This window comes from Pseudomonas syringae pv. cilantro (assembly GCF_001293775.1).
GTDB classification, from domain to species: domain Bacteria; phylum Pseudomonadota; class Gammaproteobacteria; order Pseudomonadales; family Pseudomonadaceae; genus Aquipseudomonas; species Aquipseudomonas syringae_P.
Genome location: NZ_LGLN01000071.1, coordinates 109290 through 132511 on the forward strand (window position 1 = coordinate 109290; position 23222 = coordinate 132511).

Consider the following 23222-nt stretch of genomic DNA (forward strand, 5'->3'; position numbering starts at 1 on the left):
AACCTTATTGATTGGTTTGGTAGAAAAGTTTGGGAATGTAACTATGTAGTGCATCTGGATAGCGTGTTTGTGTTGCGTGTCATGACGGGGCGAGAGTGTATAGAGAAGATCTGGAATAAGGTGTTTCTGAAACTCGTTAGTTGGTGGCAGTTGTTGTAGGAGATTTCCGAAATGAATGTGGGGGCTAATGTTTCAGTGTTATTGGTTTTTCTGACGTATGAGGTGAGGCGAATTTTCATTACGTGTGATGAACCGTGATCTTTTGCGGCCACCTACAACGTAAACTCCAGACGTGTTGGTTTACCTGGCAGGCGGGTGGTGGAATAGCGAGTATGGGTCTGTCTGTTTCACGGATACGAACAGGGCGCCACCGACAGGCGCGTATGAAGTCGTGTCGGTGGCGGATGGGGCTGTGGTTCCGTGGCGAACGGTACTAACGTCGTAAAACCTGCATGAGCGCCATTAGCTCTGGGCCAGGATTATCTATAGGGGAAAGGTTTCTAACACGCGTTACGGTTGGCCCGAATCCTGCGCCCAAGCGATTAACTGTTGTAACTATCCAGTTACCTTGCCCCGCAGTTGTAGCAGTACTTGACGCTGCGACCGCGGCCAGGTTGCCAGATGAGCTTTGAGCAACGCCTGCCATGCTGCCTCCTGCCACGCTTCTTGCGCTTCCTAAGCTGCTGATGCTCCTTAAGCTGCTGCTGCTGCCGACGACGCCGACGACGACGCTGCCGGCCCTGCTGCCGACGACGCTGCCGGCCCTGCTGCCAACGGTCGCCGCAGCTTTAGCCGCAGCCGCAACTGCCCTCGCCACCACAACCCCCGCGCCAAACCCTACCAAGCCAACGGGCACAGCGGCAATACCCAACCAGCCGCCGACTTCTCCGGCCGTCTGATCGTTATTTACAATGGCAACTGTACTGGCCGTAGTTGAAGCCGCTGTCAATGCCGTACCGACGATCAGCGCACCGGTCGAGACTGTCGAAACGGCCGCGGCAGTGCTGGCGGTCATGGAAATGCCCAGGACAGTTACCGGGCCGGTAACCGGTGTGGCTGTTCCTAACGTGGCTATGGTAGCGGCAACGCCCAGTACGGTGAAAACAACGCCTATTCCTACACCCACCCAACCCATGATATTTCCGCCCGCTTGTTGCATTGGCAAAGCCCCCTCATCGGGCCGTCTCAACCGGCCGGTCTGACCGCTGGCATCATGTCCGGTAGGGTCGCGCAGGGCGATGGGGTTGCCCAGGCAGTAGGTGTAGGGGTTGACGCCGCCTTCGGCGAAGGGGCTGAGAAAATCCGGGCTGTGGAAGCGCATCAGGAGAGGGTTGTAGGCCCGGTAGCCATTGCCCAACAGATACCAGCCGTTGGCGGCTTCGCGTACTTCACCGTTAAACCCGGCAGTGCTTAGCAGCGCCTCCTCGCTGTGACGCTCCCCGTAGGCACTGTAGACCGCCTTGCGCAGCTGGCCTTGTTGAAATTCACCCATAACGCTCTGGTTTGCGTCAGTCAGCAGCAACAGGGTTTGCTCGGCTTCGTCCACAATCTGCTGGCCCAGCGGCTGTTCGCCGAGATGCAGGTACTGAGTGCGTTGATCTTCCTGCACCGTGCTGCTCAGTTGATGACCCTCATAGAACCGCAAAATCTCGCTTTCATTGCCATCCCTGGTGGCGACCAGTTGATTGTGGCCGTCATAACGGTATTGGCTGATAGGGGCACCGCCGGTTTCTGCGACCTGCAGCAGGCGGCTCTGGCTATCGTAATGCAGACTGTTGCCATGCTCGTCTTCAAGCTGGTTACCGTTGGCGTCGTAACTGAATGTCGGGTCTGGTGTTTTTCTGGGCGGCGTGTAGGCAATACTCAAAAGCTGGCAGCGGTCTTTATGCTTATCGTCGCCGGGGCTGCCGTATTTGAAAGCTGCTCGCTCAGAGGTGCCATCGGTAAACCTGGTCTGGCATAGCGTAATGTTGTCCAGCTCGTCGAAGCTGAATATTTGTCTGGTCATCTCCCTTTGCAGTTCGTCTCTCGGCAAGCTGCTACCCAGGTAATTCACCAGTGTCAGGCGGCCTCTGGGGTCGTAGCTAAACGTTTCGTGCAGCAGGGGGCTACCCGCCTGTTGCAGGTCGCGGGTTTTCAAAAGCCCGTCCACTGCCCACGTTTGAGTCAAGGTCAACGCCGCTTGGTTGCTTGCGGTCTGGGTTCTGAGAATTTCCTGTCCCTGGTCGTCGTATTCCATGTCGATGATCACGCCAGTTCCGGCCTGCAGGTCCTCGGTGGCCACCTTGCAGAGCTGGCCCAGCACGTCATAGTCGATTGTGGTGCGCAGGTTGCTCTGGTTGATAAACCTGATTCTGCCGAGCGTGTCGTAGTCGTAACGGGTCTCTGCGCCCGCCGCCTCGCCTTTTTTGAGATCGGTGCGCTTGATCGGCCGACCCAGCAGCGATGATTGGTGTCGGGTTTCCCAAGCCTGACCCAGCAGATTGTCCCAGGTCTCTCCCGTCAGTTGATTGTGCTTGTCATAGCGGTAAGTGCGCCTGCCTTGCGGGTTCGTCGCTTCGATGAGGCGGGCACTGGTCTTGTCATAATCGAATGTGGCCGTTTCATCCGGAGCCGTGCTGGAAAAAATCTGATCAGTGAGCGCCCGAGTGTAGGTAAAGTTGATGTTGTCCAGCCCAGCTGTTGTGCGCGACCTGGGCTGCATCTCACCGGCGTAGTAGTTGAACTGTTCGACGCGGTCACCTGTTTTGGTCTGCGTCACACGCTCAAGCCCGTCAAATTTCTGTGTACCTGCCACGGTTCTGGTGGTGCCGTTCTGGTGCACGACCTCGAGCATCGTTGCCAGCTCACTGCTGCTTTGCGGCGCATAACTCCGGTTGATGACGCTGCCGTCTGCAAGCGTGGAGGAGACCATGCGTGACCAGTTGTCGTAGCTGAACAGGGTGCTGTGCTGGAGTGCATCGCACTGCTCGGTGCAGCGTCCCAGCCCGTCGTACAGAAAAGTCTGCCTGCTCAGTTCCTGCTCAGTCGTGGTCAGGTTCCGGCTGCGGCTCATGCTGTGCGTGCGTCTGCGACCCGTTTTACCAGCGGTCAGCGTCCGGATCCGGTCCGGTTTGCCGAACAGATTCAGCCAGGTTTCGCTGCGGCCACTGATGCGGCCCTCCGGGTCGCCACTCTGTTTCCAGGTTTTCTGGATTGGGCCTTTATGTACGTCGCTGCCGATCGGGTCTGAATACTCATAAGTCTGTACGTTGTCATCGGTCGTGGTGCAGCATCGCTGGTTCCAGTCATCGTAGCGGTAGCCAAGGGTGCTGCTGGCCAAGGGTGTGGCCCCCAGCCAGTCATGGGCGGTCTCCTGCTCCAACTGATTCCAGGCGTTGTATCGGGCAGTATGGATTGGCTTCATAACCTGTGACTCGGGGCCCTCGATACGGTCCTTTTCTTCGCTGACAGTGCGTCCCAGCCCATCCATGAGCGAGCGTGTCCTGACGCCGCTGGCGTGGGTCAGCGTTTGTTCTGCCTGCTGCCCGGGAGCATTGCAAAGGGTGTATTCAAACTTGCGACTGGCCTGATAAGGCGTTCCCGCCGCCACTGTTTCCAGGGTCAGCCGGTTGAGTGCGTCGTAGACATATCGTGTTTCCACGCCATCTTCTTTAATCAACAGTTTGTGGCCGGTCAAGGCTGATAGCTGATGCTCGACGGTTTTTTGCGCTGCGTTGAAATTTGTTTCAGTGGTCTGGCTGATCGACAGCATCGTCCCGCCCGGTTGCCATTCGTTGAATTTTCTGTAGGCATACCGGGTGAAGGTGGAATTCCCCTTGAGTGTCTGAGTGTGTCGCACGGTACGTCCATGCGCGAAGGGGTCTGCCGGATTGTCGATGAGTTCGATCCGGATCTGCTGCAGCTCTACTTCCGTATTGCCGTCGATCTGCACCAGCGTCTCGCTTTCAGGCACGATCCAGTACAAGGCCTCGCTGCCTGTCAGCGTACCTATCCATGCGTAGCGATAACGTGTGCTGAGGGTCGGGGCACCCGCCTGCATCGAGGCTGCGGGCTTGATGATCTTTTCTCTGAGTCGGCAGACAAATCCTTCGGCATCGGCCGGGCAGCCATCGCTCGCTCCGGCGGGATACCAGCTGCTGATTTCTTCAATCCCTTCGGCTCGTAGATGCACCAGCACGTTGCCTTGATTGTCATAGGTGTCGGTGACGGTTTCACTGCGGGTGCGGGCAGGTTCGTTCAGTAACTGCCAACTGGTAACGGTTTCCCGGGGCAACTGGCAGTCAGCGGGCTGCTCGGCATAGTGGACGCCCGCTATATAATTGTAAGCGGTGGTTACAGTCTTCTGATGGCCGTTCTGGGCGGTGACCTCCCGGGTCTGCAGATGAAAGCGGTTGAACGTTCTCTCGATACTGCGCACCGGTTTCTCATCCACCCAGAGGCTCTCGGTACAGACGTAATCGTAGTCTTGCAGGTACTTGTAAAGATTATCCAGACCATCGTCGTCCCACTTGATCGACAGCCCGGCACCCAGAAAATTTCGCTGGCGCTGCTGACCGTCCAGGTAGGTATAGCGGACATCAATCGTTGCCTGTTCAAGGCCCGGATTAACAATATGCCGAGTCACTCGAGGTATCCTGACTCGGTTGGCACCCGAGGGGAACGGATGACCTGCATCAAGGTAGAAGATATCTTCGTGACTTCCAGAAGGCGTGTCCACGCTCTTGATACACCGCTGGTTGCCCTCCTTCAACTGGTATTCAAACCGCCAGGAAGCGTTAGTCTCGGGGTTGTCCCCGGTAGGCAGGACGATGCTCGATACTATTTTATCGCTGGTGCTCAGCTTCATGACAAACAGCGCCAGCGGCTTACCCTCCGGCCCGGCAGAGGGGTGCATTGCCAGATTGATTGATGTGCTGCTGCGGGTGATCTGAAGTAGAGCGTCGCCCAGGTCGTCTGTAATCGAGTCAAGCATGAACCGGGTGCTGTTGAAGGGGCTGTGTTTGAGGCGGATGCCGTGTCCAGAGGCAGCGATAATCTGCACGGGCCAGGCCATTTTGTTGTTGCCGCTGTAGTGGACCTCGAGAATCTCCACCAGACCGGACTTGTGAGCCACCCGGTAATGCGTTGCGTCCAGTTCGTAGAAGTGAAAAGTGTCGAGTTTTTTCTCGGATATCGTCAGTTCGGTTCGGCGGGTACCGTCCAGACAGGAAACTTCGCGGGTGCCATCGATACAGAAGGTTTCGCCGGTGCTCAGGCTCAGGATATGGGTACCGGGATTGTATTGCGACAGTTGTAGATTCCAGCCTAGCCCGTAGCCGCTGTCGATGCTGTTGAGCTGACTATAGGACAGATCGAGGTTGAAGCCCGGGCCGCGCAAATCATTACTTTGCAGTTCAGGCAGGGCGATCGATACGTTGTACAGCCCGGTACGGGGATCAACGCCGCTTTTCAGACAGCTCATGAAGTTGAGTGCATTGGAGTGTACGGAAGTAGAAGCAGCCATGGCGCAGGCCTCGCTGTTGATACGTGGCAGGCGCAGCAATGCCTGACCGTTATGCAGTCCAAGCGCCTGTTCGGTTGGCGACCTGTCAATGCGGGGCTTTCAGGGAAACCCTTGCGACTGAAGGTCTTGCTCAAACCCTAGACACGCCTGCCCCAGGCTGCGACCTAGTACTTGTGCTAGTGGGCGGGAGATTTTCATTGGCGTAAAAAAGCTAATCCGTTGTCGCACGGCCAAGCCTTGCCGGATATTCATCTCAAGTGAAACGAGACCGGAGTGACCGACATGGCATTGGACGTAAAACCCTCTCTGCAGCTGGACCTGCCGCCGCCCGAGGTTCCCTACCTGAAGCAGCCGGAGAATTACCTCGACCTTGATCAGTTGATGGGCCAGGAATTGGAGACCTGGATCAATTATCCGGGAATGCGTGTGGGAGATCGTTTGTTTCCCAATTGGCGGGGTTGCGGTTTGCAGGGTCAGTTGGTGGATTTCTTCGAAGACCTCGTGGTGGTCGAGGAGGATAATCCCAAGGGGGTGGCTGTAATCATTCTCAACCAGCCTCTGCAGGAGCTCGATCAGGGGTGGGTGTTTTATTCGTATCAGCTGTATGACCCCAACGTACAGGGTAATCGCGGCGAAGAGTCGTTGAGAATATTTTTCAACGTCGGTAAACGGCCCGCTTTATCTGGCGGATTGGGGGCGCCGCAATGCAAGGAGTCGCACGATCTCAAGCTTGATCCAGAGCTGCTGGAACTGGGTGGAGAAGTCCTGTTTGTGACGCCGCCGTATCACGCCATGCGCATGGGTGACACGATCACCCTGACACTGGACTTGTTTTTTGGCGAAAATAATCCGTTTCAACCCTTGTCGCAATCGAAGACCCTGACCAATAGCGATGTAGGACTGCCTGTGCAGTGGCGCGTGACGGCTAGCGATCTGCTTCAGATTGAAGGTGGCTATGTGCTGATGAGCTATAGCGTTACCTACGCTGGCACCTCCATAACCAGCCAGTCATCCATTCAGACCCTCGATATCGTCGAGCATGATGACGACTTGTTGCCAGCACTGACGATCAAGGATTTCAGCGGTGGCTCGCTGGATCCGGGCGCCTACCCCGATGGCATAACGCTGATAGTCGGGCCCTATCCGGGTATGCAGGTCAATGACGACGTCATGCTCTACGTCAGCGGCGACACTCGGGTAGCGCAGTCGCTGAGGGCTGACCTGTCGAGCGTTGAAAGTGGCATTGTGCAGTTCCGGCTGGCCTCGTCCTGGCTAATCGCCAATAACGGCAGGCAAGTAGAATTCATGTACGAATATGCCCGTCTGGGCGAAGCGAAGAGGTCGTTGTCGCGCGATGTCATTCTGCGGCGGCCACTCGATCTTCCAGCGCCCATTATCAAAGACGCGATCATTGATGAACCCGGTGACACGATGGTCAAGGGGCATATATTTGCCCGGCAACTGACGCAGGGTGTGACGATCAGCATACCCAAAGAGGCCTTCATCGGTGCAGGAGATCAGGTGCAGATGTACTGGGATGGCCACGGGAGCACTGGCCGTTTCATTGCCGACCCTTCGTCGAGCGACCCCCGGATGTTCCATATCCCGCCCGAGGCGGTGCCTGCCAACATGGGTAAACGCCTGGACGTGTATTACAAAGTCACGCCGGTGCTCGAACCCGCAGGGACCTCCAGAGTGTTCAATCTGGAAGTGAGGAAGTTAGACGGTGGCTGGCCGTTCATCCAGTTCGTGAGCCCTCCTGTTTTGGATGCGCGGCTTTCACTCGCCAAGGTACCTCCAGGTGGTGCCGGTCTGGAACTGCCTGGCTGGGTCTACATGGCACCGGGGCAGCGAGTAAGAATAAAGGCTGTCGGACTGCTGCAGTCATCTGGCACGACGCTGACGCTGGGCCTTCGCATCGGCGTAGCGGAGCCGGTTACCGAGGCTGAGTATCAGGCCCGGCGCGTGCCGGTGAGCATTCCAAGAGAGTTTCTGGAGCGCTTGCAAAGAAACAGTGAAACCAACAGCGTGACCGTCGATGTCAGCTTCGATGACGGCCTGAGTTACACCCAATTTCCGCCCATTACTTTTACCTTGGTGGACTAGACAGGCTGCGCAACGCCACGAGGACCCCTTACATGACTTCGCGGTAGCGGTACTGATATCAATAAAATGCCGGTCGCATTTATGCGACCGTTCACCAGCAGCCACATGGAGGTGGCCCCATGGCTAATAACACACTGGAAAGTATCACTGCCTGGATGAAAGACCCTCTCACTGATGTGATGTTGGGCTGGGACTCAATCGCGGTGATGGCTCGGGACGAAGTCAATTACCTGCTGCTTGAGGAGTACATTTCCCGCTTCTCATCCAACACGTATCTGAGTCCGATAAGTGGTGAGGTGCCACAGGTCGGCGGCAGGTCGAAGGAAAGCATCCATGATTTTATTCTGGACGCCCCCCGTCTCTCGTTCTCCGACAACGACTTGAGCAAATCCCATGCGTCATTGACCTGCGCCATTCTGAGCGGAACCCAAGTGACGATGACCAACAATGTCGACACCTGGGAGGCGGTCAGGGTCATTCGTGTCGATCCACTGCAGGGGCCGAGGCTGACGCTCGACCTGAGCCTGGACAGGGTCCCGGGGATTGTCGATCTGGATGGCCGGGTCAAGCTGGACCTCAAGGAAAGTGACAACTTCATCCTGACGTTCGCCGAGACGATCGACGACCGGAAACTGGGCGGGGATTTTTTCAAGGACTGGTTCAACACACTCCCGGACAACAAGCGTGTGTGGACGCTGGGGTTCATTAGCGCGGGCAACGTTGCACAGGTGCGCCCCGAGTCGTTCAAGATGCGTACCCAGACCAATCCTGCGGGCTCGCTGGACCCAACTGCGCCTGACTATGGCGACGGCGCTGTTCTTGTGTTCATTCGCATGCAAGGCAATGACGAGGGCGGCGACATCCCGGCGCAATACCGATACCTGATTCCGGATGACCCGGGCAAGGGGTATTCCGCCACTGTGCTGTTCGATTCAACACGTCTGGCCAGCATTGCGCTTCCCATTGAGCCAGTTACAGAAGCGTTGGGTGCTCTGTTCGAAAATCCCCTCGTCGTCAGGGAAGAGTTCGATGGCACCGGCCACATGATCAAGGCGCAAGGTATCAGCGGTGTGTTGACGATCCCAAGTGTCAGTGAAGAATTTCCTTTCTACAGCGGCGGTGAAAATATCGTTGCCTCTGTTCACCATACCGGGTTCTGGTTAGACGTAGAGGGTGTCAGACCTGACTTTAATGTAGGGACTATCGAGCCTCTCCTGATAGAACTGACTGACCATGGCAGCGCTGCGTTTAGCTGGACAGTAAAATGCCTTGACGGCTTATATCTCACGTTGCCGGGTTATAACAATAATGTTCTGGTTATTATTCGGAATGCGATAACAGAGCTGAAATGCACCTACCGTTTTGCGGAAGATGATGAAGAGGGCTTCGTTCTGATGTCTTCTCTGGACATCACGTTGAGTGAGTTGAACCTGTATCCGCGAGAGTACCCACCGGTCTTTAACGGCAAGCCGGTGAACAGCCCTTTCCTGTTCGACCTGATTGCACGGTTGAAAGCCGAATCATCGGACCCGGATCTGGACTTTCACAAATCCAGGATCCGGGAAGCATTGCAGCATACGCTCACGCCTTACCTGTCGGTCGAGTCGCTCATCCATGAGCATATTCATCTGAATTACAATCAGACCATTGTTGCTGATGTGCTCCGTGCGCCCAGAGATATCGCCGTGTTCGGTCGTATCAACCCTCTGAGGGCCGATTTTTCTATTAGCCCCGTCGAGCAGGTGATGGTTTCCGGCAGCACCCACAAATTTGTCGTTGCACCGGCAGGCGCGAATGTTAAGTGGGCTGTTGAGAGTTTGCAGGGCAATCCTGAGGATTATGGCGCTATTAATACGGCGGGCGTTTATTACGCTCCGACATTGCCAGGCGATACGTCCTTCAACCGGATGCGCGTCACTGCCACTCATGACACGTCGGGCGTTGTCAGTTCGGCGCTTGTCACGGTAGTGGCCAGCTACGCCACTCTCAACCCGCTGATTCAGATCTGCGAGGTGACCCGAACGGCGGAACTGGCGGCGGGGGAAGTGAATCGTGGCCAATTACTCTGGACGCTCAAAGAGACCGTGATTGGCGAAGGCGGCGACTTGTGCCCCAGTGCACTGCCCGATGGTGATCACACCTATATTCCCCGCAGACCGGCGTTGCGCGATAAAACCTACGTGCTGGACGAGATCATCGTCACCGGCAAGAGCAACCCCCAGGCCCATGCTTCTGCCTGGGTATTGGTCACGCAAAAGATCCCTTTCCTGACCATCAAGCTCGTAGCGTTTGCGCAGGTAGCTGCCGGTCAGGTGCAACTGCAGGCGTTCGCCAATGGCAACCCTCTCGACCCGGCGTTGTTCAAGGTCAATTGGGAAATTGGCGCGAAGGTCACCGGGACAATCAGTGATACCGGGCTCTATAGCGTCGCGCAGAACACGACCGACAGATTTGTGCTGATTTTTGCCTGGGCCATGCACCCCCTGTTTGGAAAGGTGGAGGGGCATATCATCCTTCCATTACCACTGGGCCGGTTTGCCCGGGAGCTGGGCATGATGAGCAACAAGACAGCACCCTGAGTGCAGTAAGCACATCAGGGTCACAGGTACATCAACATCACAGGAGGTGATGTCATGGCAGGTCACTCGGCCGAAAGTCTGTTGGCATGGATGAAAGATACAACCCGGTTGCGAGGCTGGGATGCGGTCATCGCGCTGGATGGCGCACAGGTCAACGGTATGCTCGACGAGACGTATCGGCTCGGAGTGGAGCAGGGGCGGTCCCGCCCCGTGCCGAATGGGAGCGTCACCATTCCCGATACCCAGACATCCCATTTTTTTTCGGGTTGTGTACTCGGAGCGCCAGCCTTTTTTTTCAAGCATATCCCGATGGAGCGCGCTGCACTTGCATGGCAACTGTCATTGCTCGGCGGCTTGCACACCGTCGTGGAAGATATTCATGGGCAGCACATCATTCAGAGAATCGCCGCCTACCAGCCTCTCGACGCTCCTCATCTGAATCTGGATCTTGCGCTGGACAGTCAAGGTCCGAACCTGCTGCTCGACCTCGGCCAAGGGGCCAACGCGACGCTGGATTTTGCCGGTACGCCAGTTGAACAACGCGCGATCGGCAAGTTTTTCCAGAGCTGGTTGAGCAGCCCGGACAATCAGGAACGCGTATTCAAGCTGAGCGTGTTCAGCGACCAGAGCAACGAATTGCTCCAGGTCCGCAGGATCGACGTGCGCTCACAGCTGGAAAGCCCGGAGGCCGAGCCTGGTTCCAGCAAAGGCGCCCTGCTGCTGTTCACCACCATGGCATATGGCGTGACAGGCGGGCTGCCTGATGAAGATGCCGATTTCCGTTACCTGATCCCCAATGACGACAAGGCCGGGTTTACGGCAACCGCGGTGTTCTCCGCACATGCGCTGCAACGTGCCGCATTCGGGCATGCCGTTATGCAGCTGCTGCAAACCAATGATTTTGAATTCATCGTTTCTGACGACAGACCGCTGGAGCGGATGATAGCTCAAGCTGGTGTGTTCGCTGTACCGAAAAGCGAGTACGAGAGTGCGGATTTTGCCTTCAGGTCAGAAACGTTCAGTGTTCAGGCGTTCAACCGTCAGCACCCGTTGACCATTGACTTCGAGTACAACCAGGTCACGCAGAACTGGAGTTTCCCCTGCACCCTGGATTTCAGCTACCGGGCGCTGAGTGGCGGCCAGTGGCAGTCGCGCAATGCAACGTTCAACGTGAGTCTCAGACACGAGTTTCATCTGACTGCCGACGACTCTGAAGCGCAGGCGATGGAAGGGCATCTCTACACCCCCTATCTTTATGACGAGCACGTCGCCCCGGTTGCAGGTCTGCTGGACGACCTGAGTGCCGATGATCAGCAGCAGATCAACGGATTCGTGGCTCACACCGTCAAGCACGCACTACTTAAAGGGTTCAGCCAGACACTGGACGCCGGTGGGGCCGAGCGTTTTCTGAACAACTGGCAATTGTCGGGGGAGCAGAGCCTGCAGGCCTTGCGCCGGCAAATGCCTTATGACCTGGCGGTGTTCGGTCGAATCGTTGCAGCACCGGCGGCGTTCAGCGTTGTCGAGCAACAGGCGGTGGTCATCGCTGGAGAAACCCTGCAACTGACCACCCAGCCGGCTCGCGAGGGGCTGCAGTGGGCTGTGAAAATTCCGCCGGATGGCATCGCGGGCAGCTACGGCTCCATCAGTGAGCAAGGCCTGTATATGGCACCAGAGTTACAAAACATGCCTCAGCACTTTCAGCGTGTTCTGGTTGAGGCGGTGGATCCTGTGACCCTTGCAAGCAGCACCGTGTTGATCACCGTTGTAACCAGCGCCATTAGCGTCAACCCGCTGATTGAAGTGTGTAATCACGATGAAAGAGTAAAGCTTTCGGCCAGTCATTCGCGTGGAGGTGTCCTGAAGTGGGATATAGCCAATCGCACGCCTGAAAGCGGCACCCTGGAAGATGATCCGCAGGGTGGCAAGTTTTACGTGGCTGGGCCAGCAGGGCAGGGCAAGACTTACGTACTGGATCAGATCACCGTCAGCGACGGGCAAAGTGTCCAGGGGATCAAGGTGCTGGTACGTCGACACGCCCCGACGCTGGTGGTCAGGGTGGTCACCTCCTCTGGAGGAAAGGTCATCATGCAGGCTTCCGGCAATAACGTTGCGCTTGAGGTCGAGTGGCGTCTTGACGGTCCGGGTCTTTTAGAAACCGATGGTTTGAACGGTATCTACGCCAGCCTCCCCGGGGAGCCGGAGCGTTTTGTCGTGATCTTCGCCAGTTACGAGGACCCTTGGGGGTTCGGCACGATGCAGGGGCATCTGATTCTGCCGCTGCCACTGAGTGATTCTCCTGCCGTATTGCAGGCGCTGGCCCGCTAATCAAAGCGCAGCCAGAGTGCTGCGCGGAGGGTAATGTAATGTCCAACTCCATGAGAGATGTTCTGGATAAACTGAGCGCCGGCAATGGCACTCAGGGCTGGGGGGCTATTGCCGCGATCAGTCGCAGTGATATCAACCAGCAATTGCAACAGCAATACGTAGAACGTTACCAGCGCCTTGCCTTTGTGCCGCTGTTCAGCGGCGAGGTTGGTGCGAAAGACCCTATGCTCGATACCCTGACGCTTGCGGGCGTCGAACTGGGTGCACCAACCCTTTCATTTCAGTATGAACGGTCAGGAGAGGTCAGTGTTGTCGTGGCGATGAGTATCGTCGCCGGGCGCTACAGCAGTCTTCACCATGTGTCGGGCGGTGCAACGACCGTGTCCGCAAGCTCCAGGGTTACCGAGTCAATGGGGTTCATGCTGACGCTGAGTGTCCGGCTTTCAACCGATGACGCTGGCCGGGTGACGTTCAACCTTGCTAAAGGGTATGACTTTGGCTGCAACCTGGCGGGGCTTGATGAGGCCAATAACCAGCGCCTGGCGACACTCTTTGCCGACAGATTTCAGCAGATTGCGCTGCACCGCGGTGTCTTCTCGGTTGTGCAGGTGCAGCTTGCACGATATTCGGCGCAGGCCGTTGAAAGTTTTCAGATACATCCCGTGGTTGCGCCCGGTGCAGGCGTCCCGGGCGCGGAGAACTTCGGTGAAGGCGCGTTGCTGCTGCTCATGCGCTTGAGCGGCCATCTGGACCAAGGGCAATTCCCGCCATCAGAAACACTGCCATATCCGATACCTGACGAACACGGCACTGGCAATCAGGGCAAATATGGCACCGTGCTGGTCCTTTCCCGGGAAGCGATGTCGGACGTTGATACCAGACGCTTGCCCATTCTCGACAGTTTGCGTTTTACCAGCGGCGACACATTTACAGAGCTCGAACGCTACTGGCACGATGATCTTGTGATGTTCGGCACTCTGCGTGCAACGCAGGCCAGCGTCACACCTTTATTCACGACCATCAAGGCAGGGAATACCCAGCGCTTCATTCTGCGTGACGGTCAAGGTCAGGTGATACCGTTGACGGACTGGAGCGCGGTCAGCCTGCAAAGCCATACAGCTGCCGGGCACGGTAGCATCTCGGCCGACGGCCTCTACACTGCCCCGGCTCCCGAAACGATTGGCCATGACCTGCTGCGCGTCGTGATTACCGCTGCGTATAAAGACTCAGGTGTCACGCGCACTGCTTCGGCGTTGTTGGGTGTGGTGTTCGAGAGCATGGCACTGGTGCCGCGGGTGACGGTCGTTGCGGGTGGCGCTGAGTCCATGCACCCCGTATCGCTGGGCGTTTCGACGCTGGACGCAATTCCGGTCCAATGGCGGCTGAGCGGCCCGCAATATGGCGAACTCGGCATGGATGGCGGCGTGAGGTTTGTCGCAGATGCCAGATCCGGAAAAAAAGCGTTGGTCGCGCAGCATATTGAAGCGCTGGGGAGCGAGACCGGCCTTGCCTCCGTATTGATAGCCAATGGTCAACAGCTGTTGCGTGTCGAGCCCCCTTTCGTGGCCCGCGCGCGCAGACACCAAGCGGTGCAGTTGAAAGACGACAGCGCACTGTTGCCAGGTCTTCGGCGACGCTGGAAGGTCATTGGCGGCGCAGGCACTGTGGACCCGCAAGGGTTATTCATGCCGCCCGATGCGTCGGTGGTTGCCAGTAGTGTAGTGAGCTGTGAGGTGGTGAACAACGGCGTGGTCCTGGCGTGCGGCTACAGTGTGATCGAGCTGTCCGAGATGGATGAGGAGCCTAGCTGGAAAGAGCTCTCGATGTTCATCATTCTGGTGCCAGGCGGCACCGATAATCAGCGCGAAGGTCGCCTTTACCCCAACGGCTATCAGCAGCTCAGGCTGCAGGTCAAGACTCAGACCATGCCGGTTGATGGTATCGATTACCCACTGAGCGTCATTGAAAGGGCGTCCATGCTCCTGGTCAATGAAGACGGCAACCAGAACCTTGAGTCAGTCAGTCCTGAGCTCGACGGTATATCCGAAGAGGACACAAAAGCCTGGCGCGTGAGTTTGCTACGCAACCGTTTCGAGCTGGCCGGGCCGGGGCTTGGCGCAGAGGAGTCGGACCTGAACGCTCCGGTGATTGTCACTCAGAACTTCTACCTGCACAGCCGGGAAGACACTGCGTTTATCGGAAATTTCTACGCCACCTTCCAGAAGGACGACGGCCAATGGAAGACTTCGCTTGAACTGGAGGACATCAACAGCCGGGTGCAGATCACCCCGCGACAGCTTCCACAGTTCGATAAATTCAATTATATCTTTGTGCCTACACGCGCTACAGGCGCGGGGGGCAATCCTTCGCCCGAGCCGCCACCGGTGGGCGATCCAGATGATCCATTCGATTTCGAGCTGAAGACGGTCGACTACTGGGCGCTGAGCGTCCGCTATCCTGATACAGGACAGTGGGTCAAATTCGAGACGCTGGAATTTCTTGCGGTCATTGACAATCAGCGGCCCAACGAAGCGGCGAAACGCAGGCGGTCAATGATTCTATGGGAAAGTGAGCAGACCGCAGAAATCATGTTCAGCTGGACAGGTTATATATTCGACGATGCAGCGGTGAAAGATGATGCGCGCATGATCGGCTTCGATACACAGCTGGAAAAGCTATTAAATAAAGGCACTTATCTGACGATTCCCGTCAAGGCGACCGAGTTCGAAAAGGGCAAGTTGGTGATTAGCTTGCATCGGACATACCCGGTTGTATTTATCCCGGCAAGTCCTCCGCCTCTGCCCCCCACGCCGCCGAATCCGCTACCCGAGGCTCCGGCGCGGGATTACCTGTCTGGCTCGCTGGTGGTCAGGTTGCTCGATACTCAGGGTAATGTCCACAAGCGAATGATCAGTTTTCTGCCGCAAGGCCAGGTAGGCAGGCGTAATCGACTTCAGCATACCCAGTATTCGCCGCCCGACAGAAACGAGACGTTTAAACAATCCGATGACAGGGAGTCATACCCGTGAATACGCTAATCAAAACCCTTGCAGGACTGGCGCTTGTCAACCTGGCAAGTTGCACGCTTGTGCTTGCCGGTAGTCAGCCTCCTGCCGCTGACCCTGTGCCCAGTCGCACGATCAGACTTGCAGAAAATAGCGACGGTGGAGGTAACGACTGCAGTTTTACCGTAAAAACCGAATCGGTCTGGCTTAATAAAGAAGACCATTCGTGCAAGAACGACGAAATGAGCTACATAAAGCTGGATAATGTTCGCTCTGCGGTGTTGATACAACTCCGTTCCAATGACTGCAACGAAGACAAAGGCTGGACGTTCACGTTGCGCACCTACATTGATCCTGTTACGACGCTCTGGATATCCATCGACCAACTCAGGGGCCAACCCGCCAATACCATCGTCGCAGCGGGTGTGCTACTGGTCGAGGGCTACAGTGGCGACGAGAATATAACAGGCAAGTTGTCCTGCGTTAATGTCACTGTATCACCTTGATAATCAGTTCGGCAGAGCAGGCATGAAGTGTTATATGCCTGCTTTGCCGACGTGTGACCATGTATTCATTTAGCGCCAGGAGTTCTGGACATGACCACCTCGACATCCGTTCATTCCAATGCCTTCAATTTCATGAGTTACCTGCAAAGTGGCGTGGACCCGCGCACCGGGCAGTACACGGTGTCCATTAACTTGCCCGAGGTCAAAAGCAACGGGCTGCGCGGCCCGGTTGTACCGTTGGTACTGAGTTATAACCCGCTCAATGTGCAGGACAGCGGGTTCGGCCTTGGCTGGAACTTGCAACTGTCACAATACGATCCGGGCACCCGGATCGTGTCTCTGGGCAGTGGAGAAACCTTCAAGGTAGAAGGCTCCCTCGGGGACCAACTGTGGATGCCTGAAAAGAAGCTCGACAGCTTTCACTTCTACAAACAGGACGACACCCGTTACCGGGTGGTGCACAAATCCGGTCAGGTGGAAGAACTTGAGGTACTTGGCAGTCTGGGTAATCGCATTGCCTTGCCGGTCCGCATCTATTCACCCGAGGGGCATGGTATTACGCTGCACTATGCGTCCTTCGGTGCTTATCAAATGCTCAGCGAAGTTGTGGATGATGACGGTCAGGTGATTCTCACAATCACTCGCGACAGTACCTCGGTGCGGTTACTGCTTTATGGGGCCCCGAAAGCCGACGCAGAGTTTGTGATGATTCTGAGCGGCTCGAACCGTAACGTGGCAAGGATCGAATTGCCGACCGCCAACAAGGCTTCCTGGCGTTTTACCTACAGCATTATTCGCGGCCATTCATGCATTGCCTCGGTGGATACGCCTGTCGGGGGGCATGAAGATGTCTTCTATCAGGACTCCGGGCATCAGTTTCCCCTCAGTGCTGGCCGTGAACCGCTGCCGCGGGTTACTCGCCACCTGACAACGCCCGGGTTTTTGCAGCCTGAGGTCGACGTGCGCTACACCTACAAGGATGGCGCAGGGCGCGAGCGCAACTTTCTGGGGGCGGGCCTGGATATCGCCTGGGAAGATGATGGTCTGGATAACCTGTATCGATACCTTGGCGCAGCGCCATACCTGTATTCATCGACTGAAACCCTGCGTGTCAACGATGTGGACATACGCAGCATCGAGCGTGTATTCAACCAGTTTCACCTGCTGGCCCTGGAAACCACGCGCCAGAATCTTAGCATCCTGGAAGTGGACACTCGCTACTACATTGAAGAGGGGAAGCCGTTTGACCAGCAACCCAACTATTGTCAGTTGCCCAAAGAGGTCAGGACGACCTGGCGATTGTCACCAGATGGCAGCGTGCCGCGTACCGAGATCGTCAGCAGTGACTATGACAGTTATGGCAATCTGTTGGCTCAGACTCAGGCTAACGGGGTGACCGAGACGAGTGAATGGTACTCGGTCAGCGGTGAAGACGGCTGCCCGCCAGACCCCGATGGCTTTGTGCGTACCCTCAAGGCAAAAAGCGTTGTTCCGGCGCAATCTGATTATGGCCACGCGCTTGTCCTCGTCACCCGCTATCGCTACAAGGCTTTGCCTGCGCTTGCAGGCAGTGGCCAAAACCTGTGGCTTGCAGCAGAGAGCGAAACGCTGCTGCAGCAAACCACTGATGGCGAGAAAGAGCTGCAACAGACAACGTACACGTATATCGAAGATAACCCGTACGACGCGTTCCAGTACGGGCGCATCCGTCACCAGTCGGTGACCCTTGAGGGGCTGAGTACCACGACTGACTATCGTTACGACCTTCTGCAAGATCCCGATTTTGACCAGACCGTGCAGCAAACCTTACAGATCGTCACCGGTTTTGACATGACACAGAAAGTCATCAGGCTGGAACACTCGCTGTTCACCGGCGAGCCTTTGCTCAATCGCGATGACAACGATGTGGAAATTCGTTATGACTACGACAATCTGCGGCGCGTAGTCAGTGAAACAGTCTCGCCGAACAAGGAAGAGTACAAGGCAACCAGACACTATGAGTATCAGCTTTGCGCCGTGAAGACCGATCAGGCCGAGCAGAGGTTGTTTGATGTCAAGAATGTGCAGACTACAAGCCGCTTTGATGGTCTTGGTCGGGTCATTTATGAGGCTCGCGCCGACGCCGATAATCCTGATGTTCACCGCCGGCTTGACCTGCGTCAGACGTATGAAGCTGCGTATGACGCCTGGGGAGATAAGGTTGAGGAAACCAGTTACGACTGGCTGGACCAGCAGAAACGGGCCCTGACCAACTATTTCGAATATGACGACTGGGACCAGCAGCTAAGCGTCACGGGGCCGGACGGTGTAACGACAATCGAGCAAACCGACCCCGTCGGCACGCAGGCTTCCAACGGCCCGATCCAGCGCCGCTGGACTGAAAGCAATGACGGGCTGCAGACAAGCGAGGTCAGCGAAACCTGGCTCAATCTGTTCGATGAGCCGACTCGCAGCGTTCGCCTGGATCGGCTGGACTGGTTGAGTGAACCGGTCAGCCTGAGCCGTTACCAGTACGACGGGCTGGGGCGCCTCGTCAAGGAAGTCTCCGGTTTGCCAACCCGGGAACGGAGCACAACCTACGCCTATGATGTTTTTGATCGAGTCACGGCAAACACGTTGCCAGACGGGGCGGTCGTGCGTCGCCGCTATGCGCCCCACAGCGGCGAAGACTTGCCGGCCTGGATCGGTGTCGATCATAACGGCAAGAGCAGCGTACTGGGCGAGCAGAAGTTCGACGGGCTGGATCGCATCGTCACCTCCATCACCGGAGGACGCGAGCGTGAGCTCAGCTACACGTCCGACCTGATGCAACCCAAGACAGTAAAACTGCCCAGCGAACGACAGATTGATTATGACTACCTGCCTGAGCTGGGTGATGAACCGCTGAAGCGTACCCAGTCCGACACCGTTGCCAGGCTGAAACTGACCGCCGACTACACGTACGACCCACAAAATGCGCGCCTTATCGGTTCCTCCGAACAGGGTGAAGAGTTGCAGCGTGAGTATTACAGCACCGGGTCACTGAAGAGCGAGCAGCGTACCTCCCAAGGTATTGAAAACACGATGCACTACCGCTACAGCCGGCTGGGTCTGCCGCTGTCCTATATCGATGTGCTGGGCCAGGAGCAACTCAGCGTCTACGACGATTTCGGGCGTTTGGCTCAGACCTCGCTGGGGGAAGTGGTTTCGGATTTCACCTATGACACGTTCGGCCGTACGGCCAGCATCGCCACGCTGGACAGTTCGAGCAATGGCCAGGTGGAGATCAGCCTGGAATATGACGCTCAAGGGCGTGAAGCGCAGCGTACGTTTACGATCAATGGCGCCAACCAGCAAATGGTTCAGGTTTACGATGATGTTGACCAGATGGTCGAGCGAACCCTCAGCGAGGGGGCGGTCATCATTCGCGAAGAGCACTATGGTTACGATCTGTGTGGCCGCCTGACGCAATACGATTGTTCAGGTAAACAGCGGCCGGTGGACCCCTATGGCATGACGATTAGCCGCCAGGTGTTCAGCTTTGATGGCCTGAACAATCTGACCTTGGTCACGACTACGTTTGACGGTGGACGCAACCGGGCGCGTTACTTTTACGAAGGCATCGACCCGGCGCAATTGACCCGGGTGACCAATACACAACTTGCGTGGGTGAATGCCCGGTTGATCCCGGTGAACAAAAATGACAGTACCTATCCGCCGGAAATCAGGCTGACCTATGATCCGGACGGCAACCTGATTACCGACGAGGCTGGCCGCCTGCTCAGCTACGATCCGCTTGGCCGACTGCTTGAAGTGAGTATGCCTGCCGGTGATGTTCGTTATCGTTACGACCCGCAGGACCGCCTGGCAGGGGAAACCGGTGAGCAGCGCTTTTATCGCGACGGGGTGCTGGCCAGTCAACTGGGCGCAAGTCAGAACAGCACGTACATGCGTGGCGACGGCTACCTCCTGGCTGAGCAACAGGGAAGTGACGCGCTGCTGTTTTCCACCAGCATCAGCAACAGCGTGTTGAGCGAAGTTCATCCTGACGGGGTCAGCAACCGGTCTTATACCGTATACGGTCACAGCAGCGGTGATAATCCTCCGGCCGGGAGGCTGGGGTACAACGGCGAATTGCACGAGACCGAAACCGGCTGGCAATTGTTGGGCAATGGCTATCGGGCGTATAACCCGGTGCTGATGCGCTTTCATAGTCCGGACAGTCTGAGCCCGTTTGGAGAGGGCGGGTTGAATGCTTATGCGTATGGGGAGGGGGATTCGGTGAATGGGGTGGATCCGACGGGGCATATGCTCCGTAGACCAACAGGCCCCCCTCTTAAAAGCAGCCTACGTTCAGGAAGCCCCCAACAAAACAACGTAAAGAAAAATGTGAGGTTCGAGACACCCGAGGCGAATAACCGTGCGGGAATCTCAAATTCTCAGGGCAGCACCGTTGACGCAGGCGGCAATCAGCCAGGAACGTCACGTAAACCAAGACACTCGGTCCTTGTTGCTAAGACGTCTGAAAGTGCTTCATCAGAACCAGTGGCGCCGAGAAAGGCAGTCCTTGTTGTTAGCACGTCTGAAAGTGCTCAATTAGGACAAGCAGGGCGCCGAAACGCAGTACTTATCCCTAGGGGGGCCAGTGACGCGAACTCAAGTAGCTCGGGGTCTTCTTCTGGCGTGGTATTTGATGAAATCGCGATGACAACACAAATTGATAGACAGGCGCTTGTTGAACAGTGGGTTTTGGATGTTTCGCAAATATTTTCAGCTAGCAACAACGTAAGCCCTATTGTTCAGAGTGCTAATGGCGCGAATAGTAATATCAGGAGGAGTTAATAGGGGCTGCATGAAGGCTTCGATATAATTCAAAGCCTTCATTACTTACGTCCTTTCATATAAAAAATGATTCACTCCATTAAAATAACCCCCTGCCTGATCGCCATCACTAACGCCGCCTTCAACGACGTCACCCCGAACTTGCGGCGAATATTGCTGGTATGAAAGTGCACGGTCGCTTCCGAACACCCTTGTATCCGTGCTATCTCCCACGCCGATTTGCCGATCGCCACCCACTCCAGGACTTGTCGTTCCTTGACAGTCAACTGGACCACGGGGGGCGTTTCCTGGGAGGGCGATGGAGTGCCGGGTGGTTTGCCCTTGTCGCGAAGCATAGTGAAGTCCTTTCCCTGAAGATCGCTGCATCACGATACCCCCGCCGTCAACTTCGCGAACCTGACATAAATGACAGCGCTGACGGCCGTGCATGCGCCGCACTGTCTGGCCTGTAGCGTTTTTTTACAGCTTCTTTACGCTCGGCGCCCGTTGTCGATCTCGCGTCTTTACAGCCTTGCTGCGGACAATCACCCCACGCGGCCTGCGCCGTAACCGGTTGTTGCCTGATGGGGAAAATTTCAATGAGCGTTATGGATGGTATCTCTCTGTTGATGGGGGTCGGGCTGTTCATCTATCTGCTGGTGGCGCTGTTACGCGCCGACCAGAGTCAGGAGTGATCATGCACAGTTACGATTATCTGTTGATCCTGGCCTTTCTGGTCCTGCTGCTGGCACCTGCGCCGTGGTTGGGGCGTTTCTTTTATCGGGTCATGGAAGGCGAGCGCACCTGGCTGAGCCCGGTGCTGGGGCCGGTCGAGCGGGCCTGCTACCGCATTTCCGGCATCGACCCCAAAACCGAGCAATCCTGGAAGCAATACGCGTTGGCTTTGCTGGCGTTCAACCTGGCAGGTTTTGTCGTGTTGTTCGCGATGCTGATGCTGCAAGGCATGCTGCCGCTCAACCCGCAGCAGCTGCCGGGCATGGAGTGGTCGCTGGCGTTCAACACGGCGATGAGCTTTGTCACCAACACCAACTGGCAGGCCTACAGCGGCGAAGCGTCGCTCAGCTACCTGAGCCAGATGGTCGGCCTGACCGTGCAGAACTTCGTCAGCGCTGCGACTGGCCTGGCCGTGCTGGTTGCGCTGTGTCGCGGCATCAGCCGTCGTTCGTCGCACAGCCTGGGTAACTTCTGGGCCGACATGACCCGCGCCACGCTTTACGCGCTGCTGCCGATCAGCATCGTGCTGGCGGTGCTTCTTGTCTGGCAGGGCGTGCCGCAGAACTTTGCGCATTACATCGACGCTTTGACGCTGCAAGGCGCGGATCAAAGCCTGCCGATGGGGCCTGCTGCCAGCCAGATATCGATCAAGCAACTGGGCACCAACGGCGGTGGCTTCTTCGGCGTCAACTCGGCGCATCCGTTCGAGAACCCGACCGCCTGGAGCAACCTGTTCGAACTGGTGTCGATCCTGCTGATCCCGGCTGCGCTGGTGTTCACCTTCGGCCACTACGTCAAGGACATGCGCCAGAGCCGCGCGATTCTCGGCTGCATGCTGGCCTTGCTGTTGATCGGCGGCGCGGTTTCGCTGTGGGCCGAGTACCAGCCCAACCCGGCGCTGAACATCGCAGGTGTCGAACAGACCGCGCCACTGGAAGGCAAGGAAACCCGCTTCGGCACCACCGGCACCGTGCTCTGGTCAGTCGCCACCACGGCGGCGTCCAACGGCTCGGTCAACGGCATGCACGATAGCCTCAATCCGCTGGCCGGCATGGTCGCGCTGGTCAACATGATGGTTGGCGAAGTGATCTTCGGCGGCGTCGGCGTCGGCCTCAACGGCATGTTGCTCAACGTGCTGATTGCGGTGTTCCTCGCCGGCCTGATGATTGGCCGCACCCCGGAATACCTCGGCAAAAAGCTCCAGGCGCAGGAAGTCCGGCTGCTGGTCGCGACCTTGCTGGTGATGCCGGTCGGCGTGCTGGTGCTGGGCGCGATTGCCGCCAGCCTGCCAGGCCCGGCAGGTGCGATCAGCAACCCCGGCCCGCACGGTTTCAGCCAGTTGCTGTACGCCTACACCTCGGCCACGGCCAACAACGGCTCGGCCTTCGGTGGTTTCAGCGCCAACACCGTGTTCCACAACCTGATGCTCAGCCTGGCGATTTTCATTGGCCGCTTCGGTTACATCCTGCCGGTGCTGGCACTGGCTGGCAGCCTGGCCATGAAGAAAACCGCGCCACAGGGCCAGAACAGCTTCCCGACCCACGGCCTGCTGTTCGTCACCCTGCTGACTGTCACCATTTTGCTGGTGGGTGGCTTGACCTTTCTGCCGACCCTGGCACTGGGGCCGATTGCCGAACACCTGAGCCTGGGTTTCTGA

The 23222-nt window shown here is 56.9% G+C and carries 10 protein-coding genes; 8 read left to right on the forward strand and 2 right to left on the reverse strand.

What is annotated here, in order from left to right:
* Nucleotides 1-433 precede the first annotated feature (433 nt).
* Nucleotides 434-5506 (reverse strand): RHS repeat-associated core domain-containing protein, encoded by a 5073-nt coding sequence (locus tag ABJ99_RS19375; protein WP_230081066.1) that lies wholly within the window; start codon nt 5504-5506, stop codon nt 434-436.
* Between the two features lie 282 nt (nt 5507-5788).
* Between ABJ99_RS19375 and ABJ99_RS19380 the strand changes: the two genes are divergently transcribed.
* The 6 genes from ABJ99_RS19380 (at nt 5789) to ABJ99_RS19405 (ending at nt 20851) form a co-directional block, all read left to right on the forward strand.
* On the forward strand, nt 5789-7612 hold the full coding sequence (locus tag ABJ99_RS19380; RefSeq protein ID WP_054087185.1) for a hypothetical protein: 1824 nt from the start codon (nt 5789-5791) through the stop codon (nt 7610-7612).
* Between the two features lie 119 nt (nt 7613-7731).
* The gene (locus tag ABJ99_RS19385) at nt 7732-10191 is read left to right on the forward strand and encodes a hypothetical protein (protein ID WP_054087186.1); all 2460 of its coding nucleotides are present in this window, start codon (nt 7732-7734) and stop codon (nt 10189-10191) included.
* Nucleotides 10192-10245: 54 nt separating this feature from the next.
* Nucleotides 10246-12519 (forward strand): hypothetical protein, encoded by a 2274-nt coding sequence (locus ABJ99_RS19390; RefSeq protein WP_080378223.1) that lies wholly within the window; start codon nt 10246-10248, stop codon nt 12517-12519.
* Nucleotides 12520-12557: 38 nt separating this feature from the next.
* Nucleotides 12558-15548, forward strand: a complete 2991-nt coding sequence (locus tag ABJ99_RS19395) for a hypothetical protein (protein ID WP_054087187.1) — start codon at nt 12558-12560, stop codon at nt 15546-15548.
* Entirely contained in the window at nt 15545-16030 is a 486-nt protein-coding gene (locus tag ABJ99_RS19400) for a hypothetical protein (RefSeq protein ID WP_054087188.1), read from the forward strand. The genes ABJ99_RS19395 and ABJ99_RS19400 overlap by 4 nt, the downstream gene beginning before the upstream one ends.
* Before the next feature lie 90 nt (nt 16031-16120).
* Nucleotides 16121-20851 (forward strand): RHS repeat-associated core domain-containing protein, encoded by a 4731-nt coding sequence (locus ABJ99_RS19405; protein WP_054087189.1) that lies wholly within the window; start codon nt 16121-16123, stop codon nt 20849-20851.
* Nucleotides 20852-20922: 71 nt separating this feature from the next.
* Here the strand turns inward: ABJ99_RS19405 and ABJ99_RS19410 are convergent, their stop codons facing one another.
* Nucleotides 20923-21186, reverse strand: coding sequence for a helix-turn-helix domain-containing protein (locus tag ABJ99_RS19410; RefSeq protein WP_054087190.1), 264 nt, complete (start codon nt 21184-21186; stop codon nt 20923-20925).
* Nucleotides 21187-21429: 243 nt separating this feature from the next.
* Between ABJ99_RS19410 and kdpF the strand changes: the two genes are divergently transcribed.
* Complete coding sequence (kdpF, locus tag ABJ99_RS19415) at nt 21430-21525, forward strand: K(+)-transporting ATPase subunit F (RefSeq protein ID WP_003406089.1); 96 nt, start codon at nt 21430-21432, stop codon at nt 21523-21525.
* A gap of 2 nt (nt 21526-21527) precedes the next feature.
* Nucleotides 21528-23222, forward strand: a complete 1695-nt coding sequence (kdpA, locus tag ABJ99_RS19420; RefSeq protein WP_054087191.1) for a potassium-transporting ATPase subunit KdpA — start codon at nt 21528-21530, stop codon at nt 23220-23222.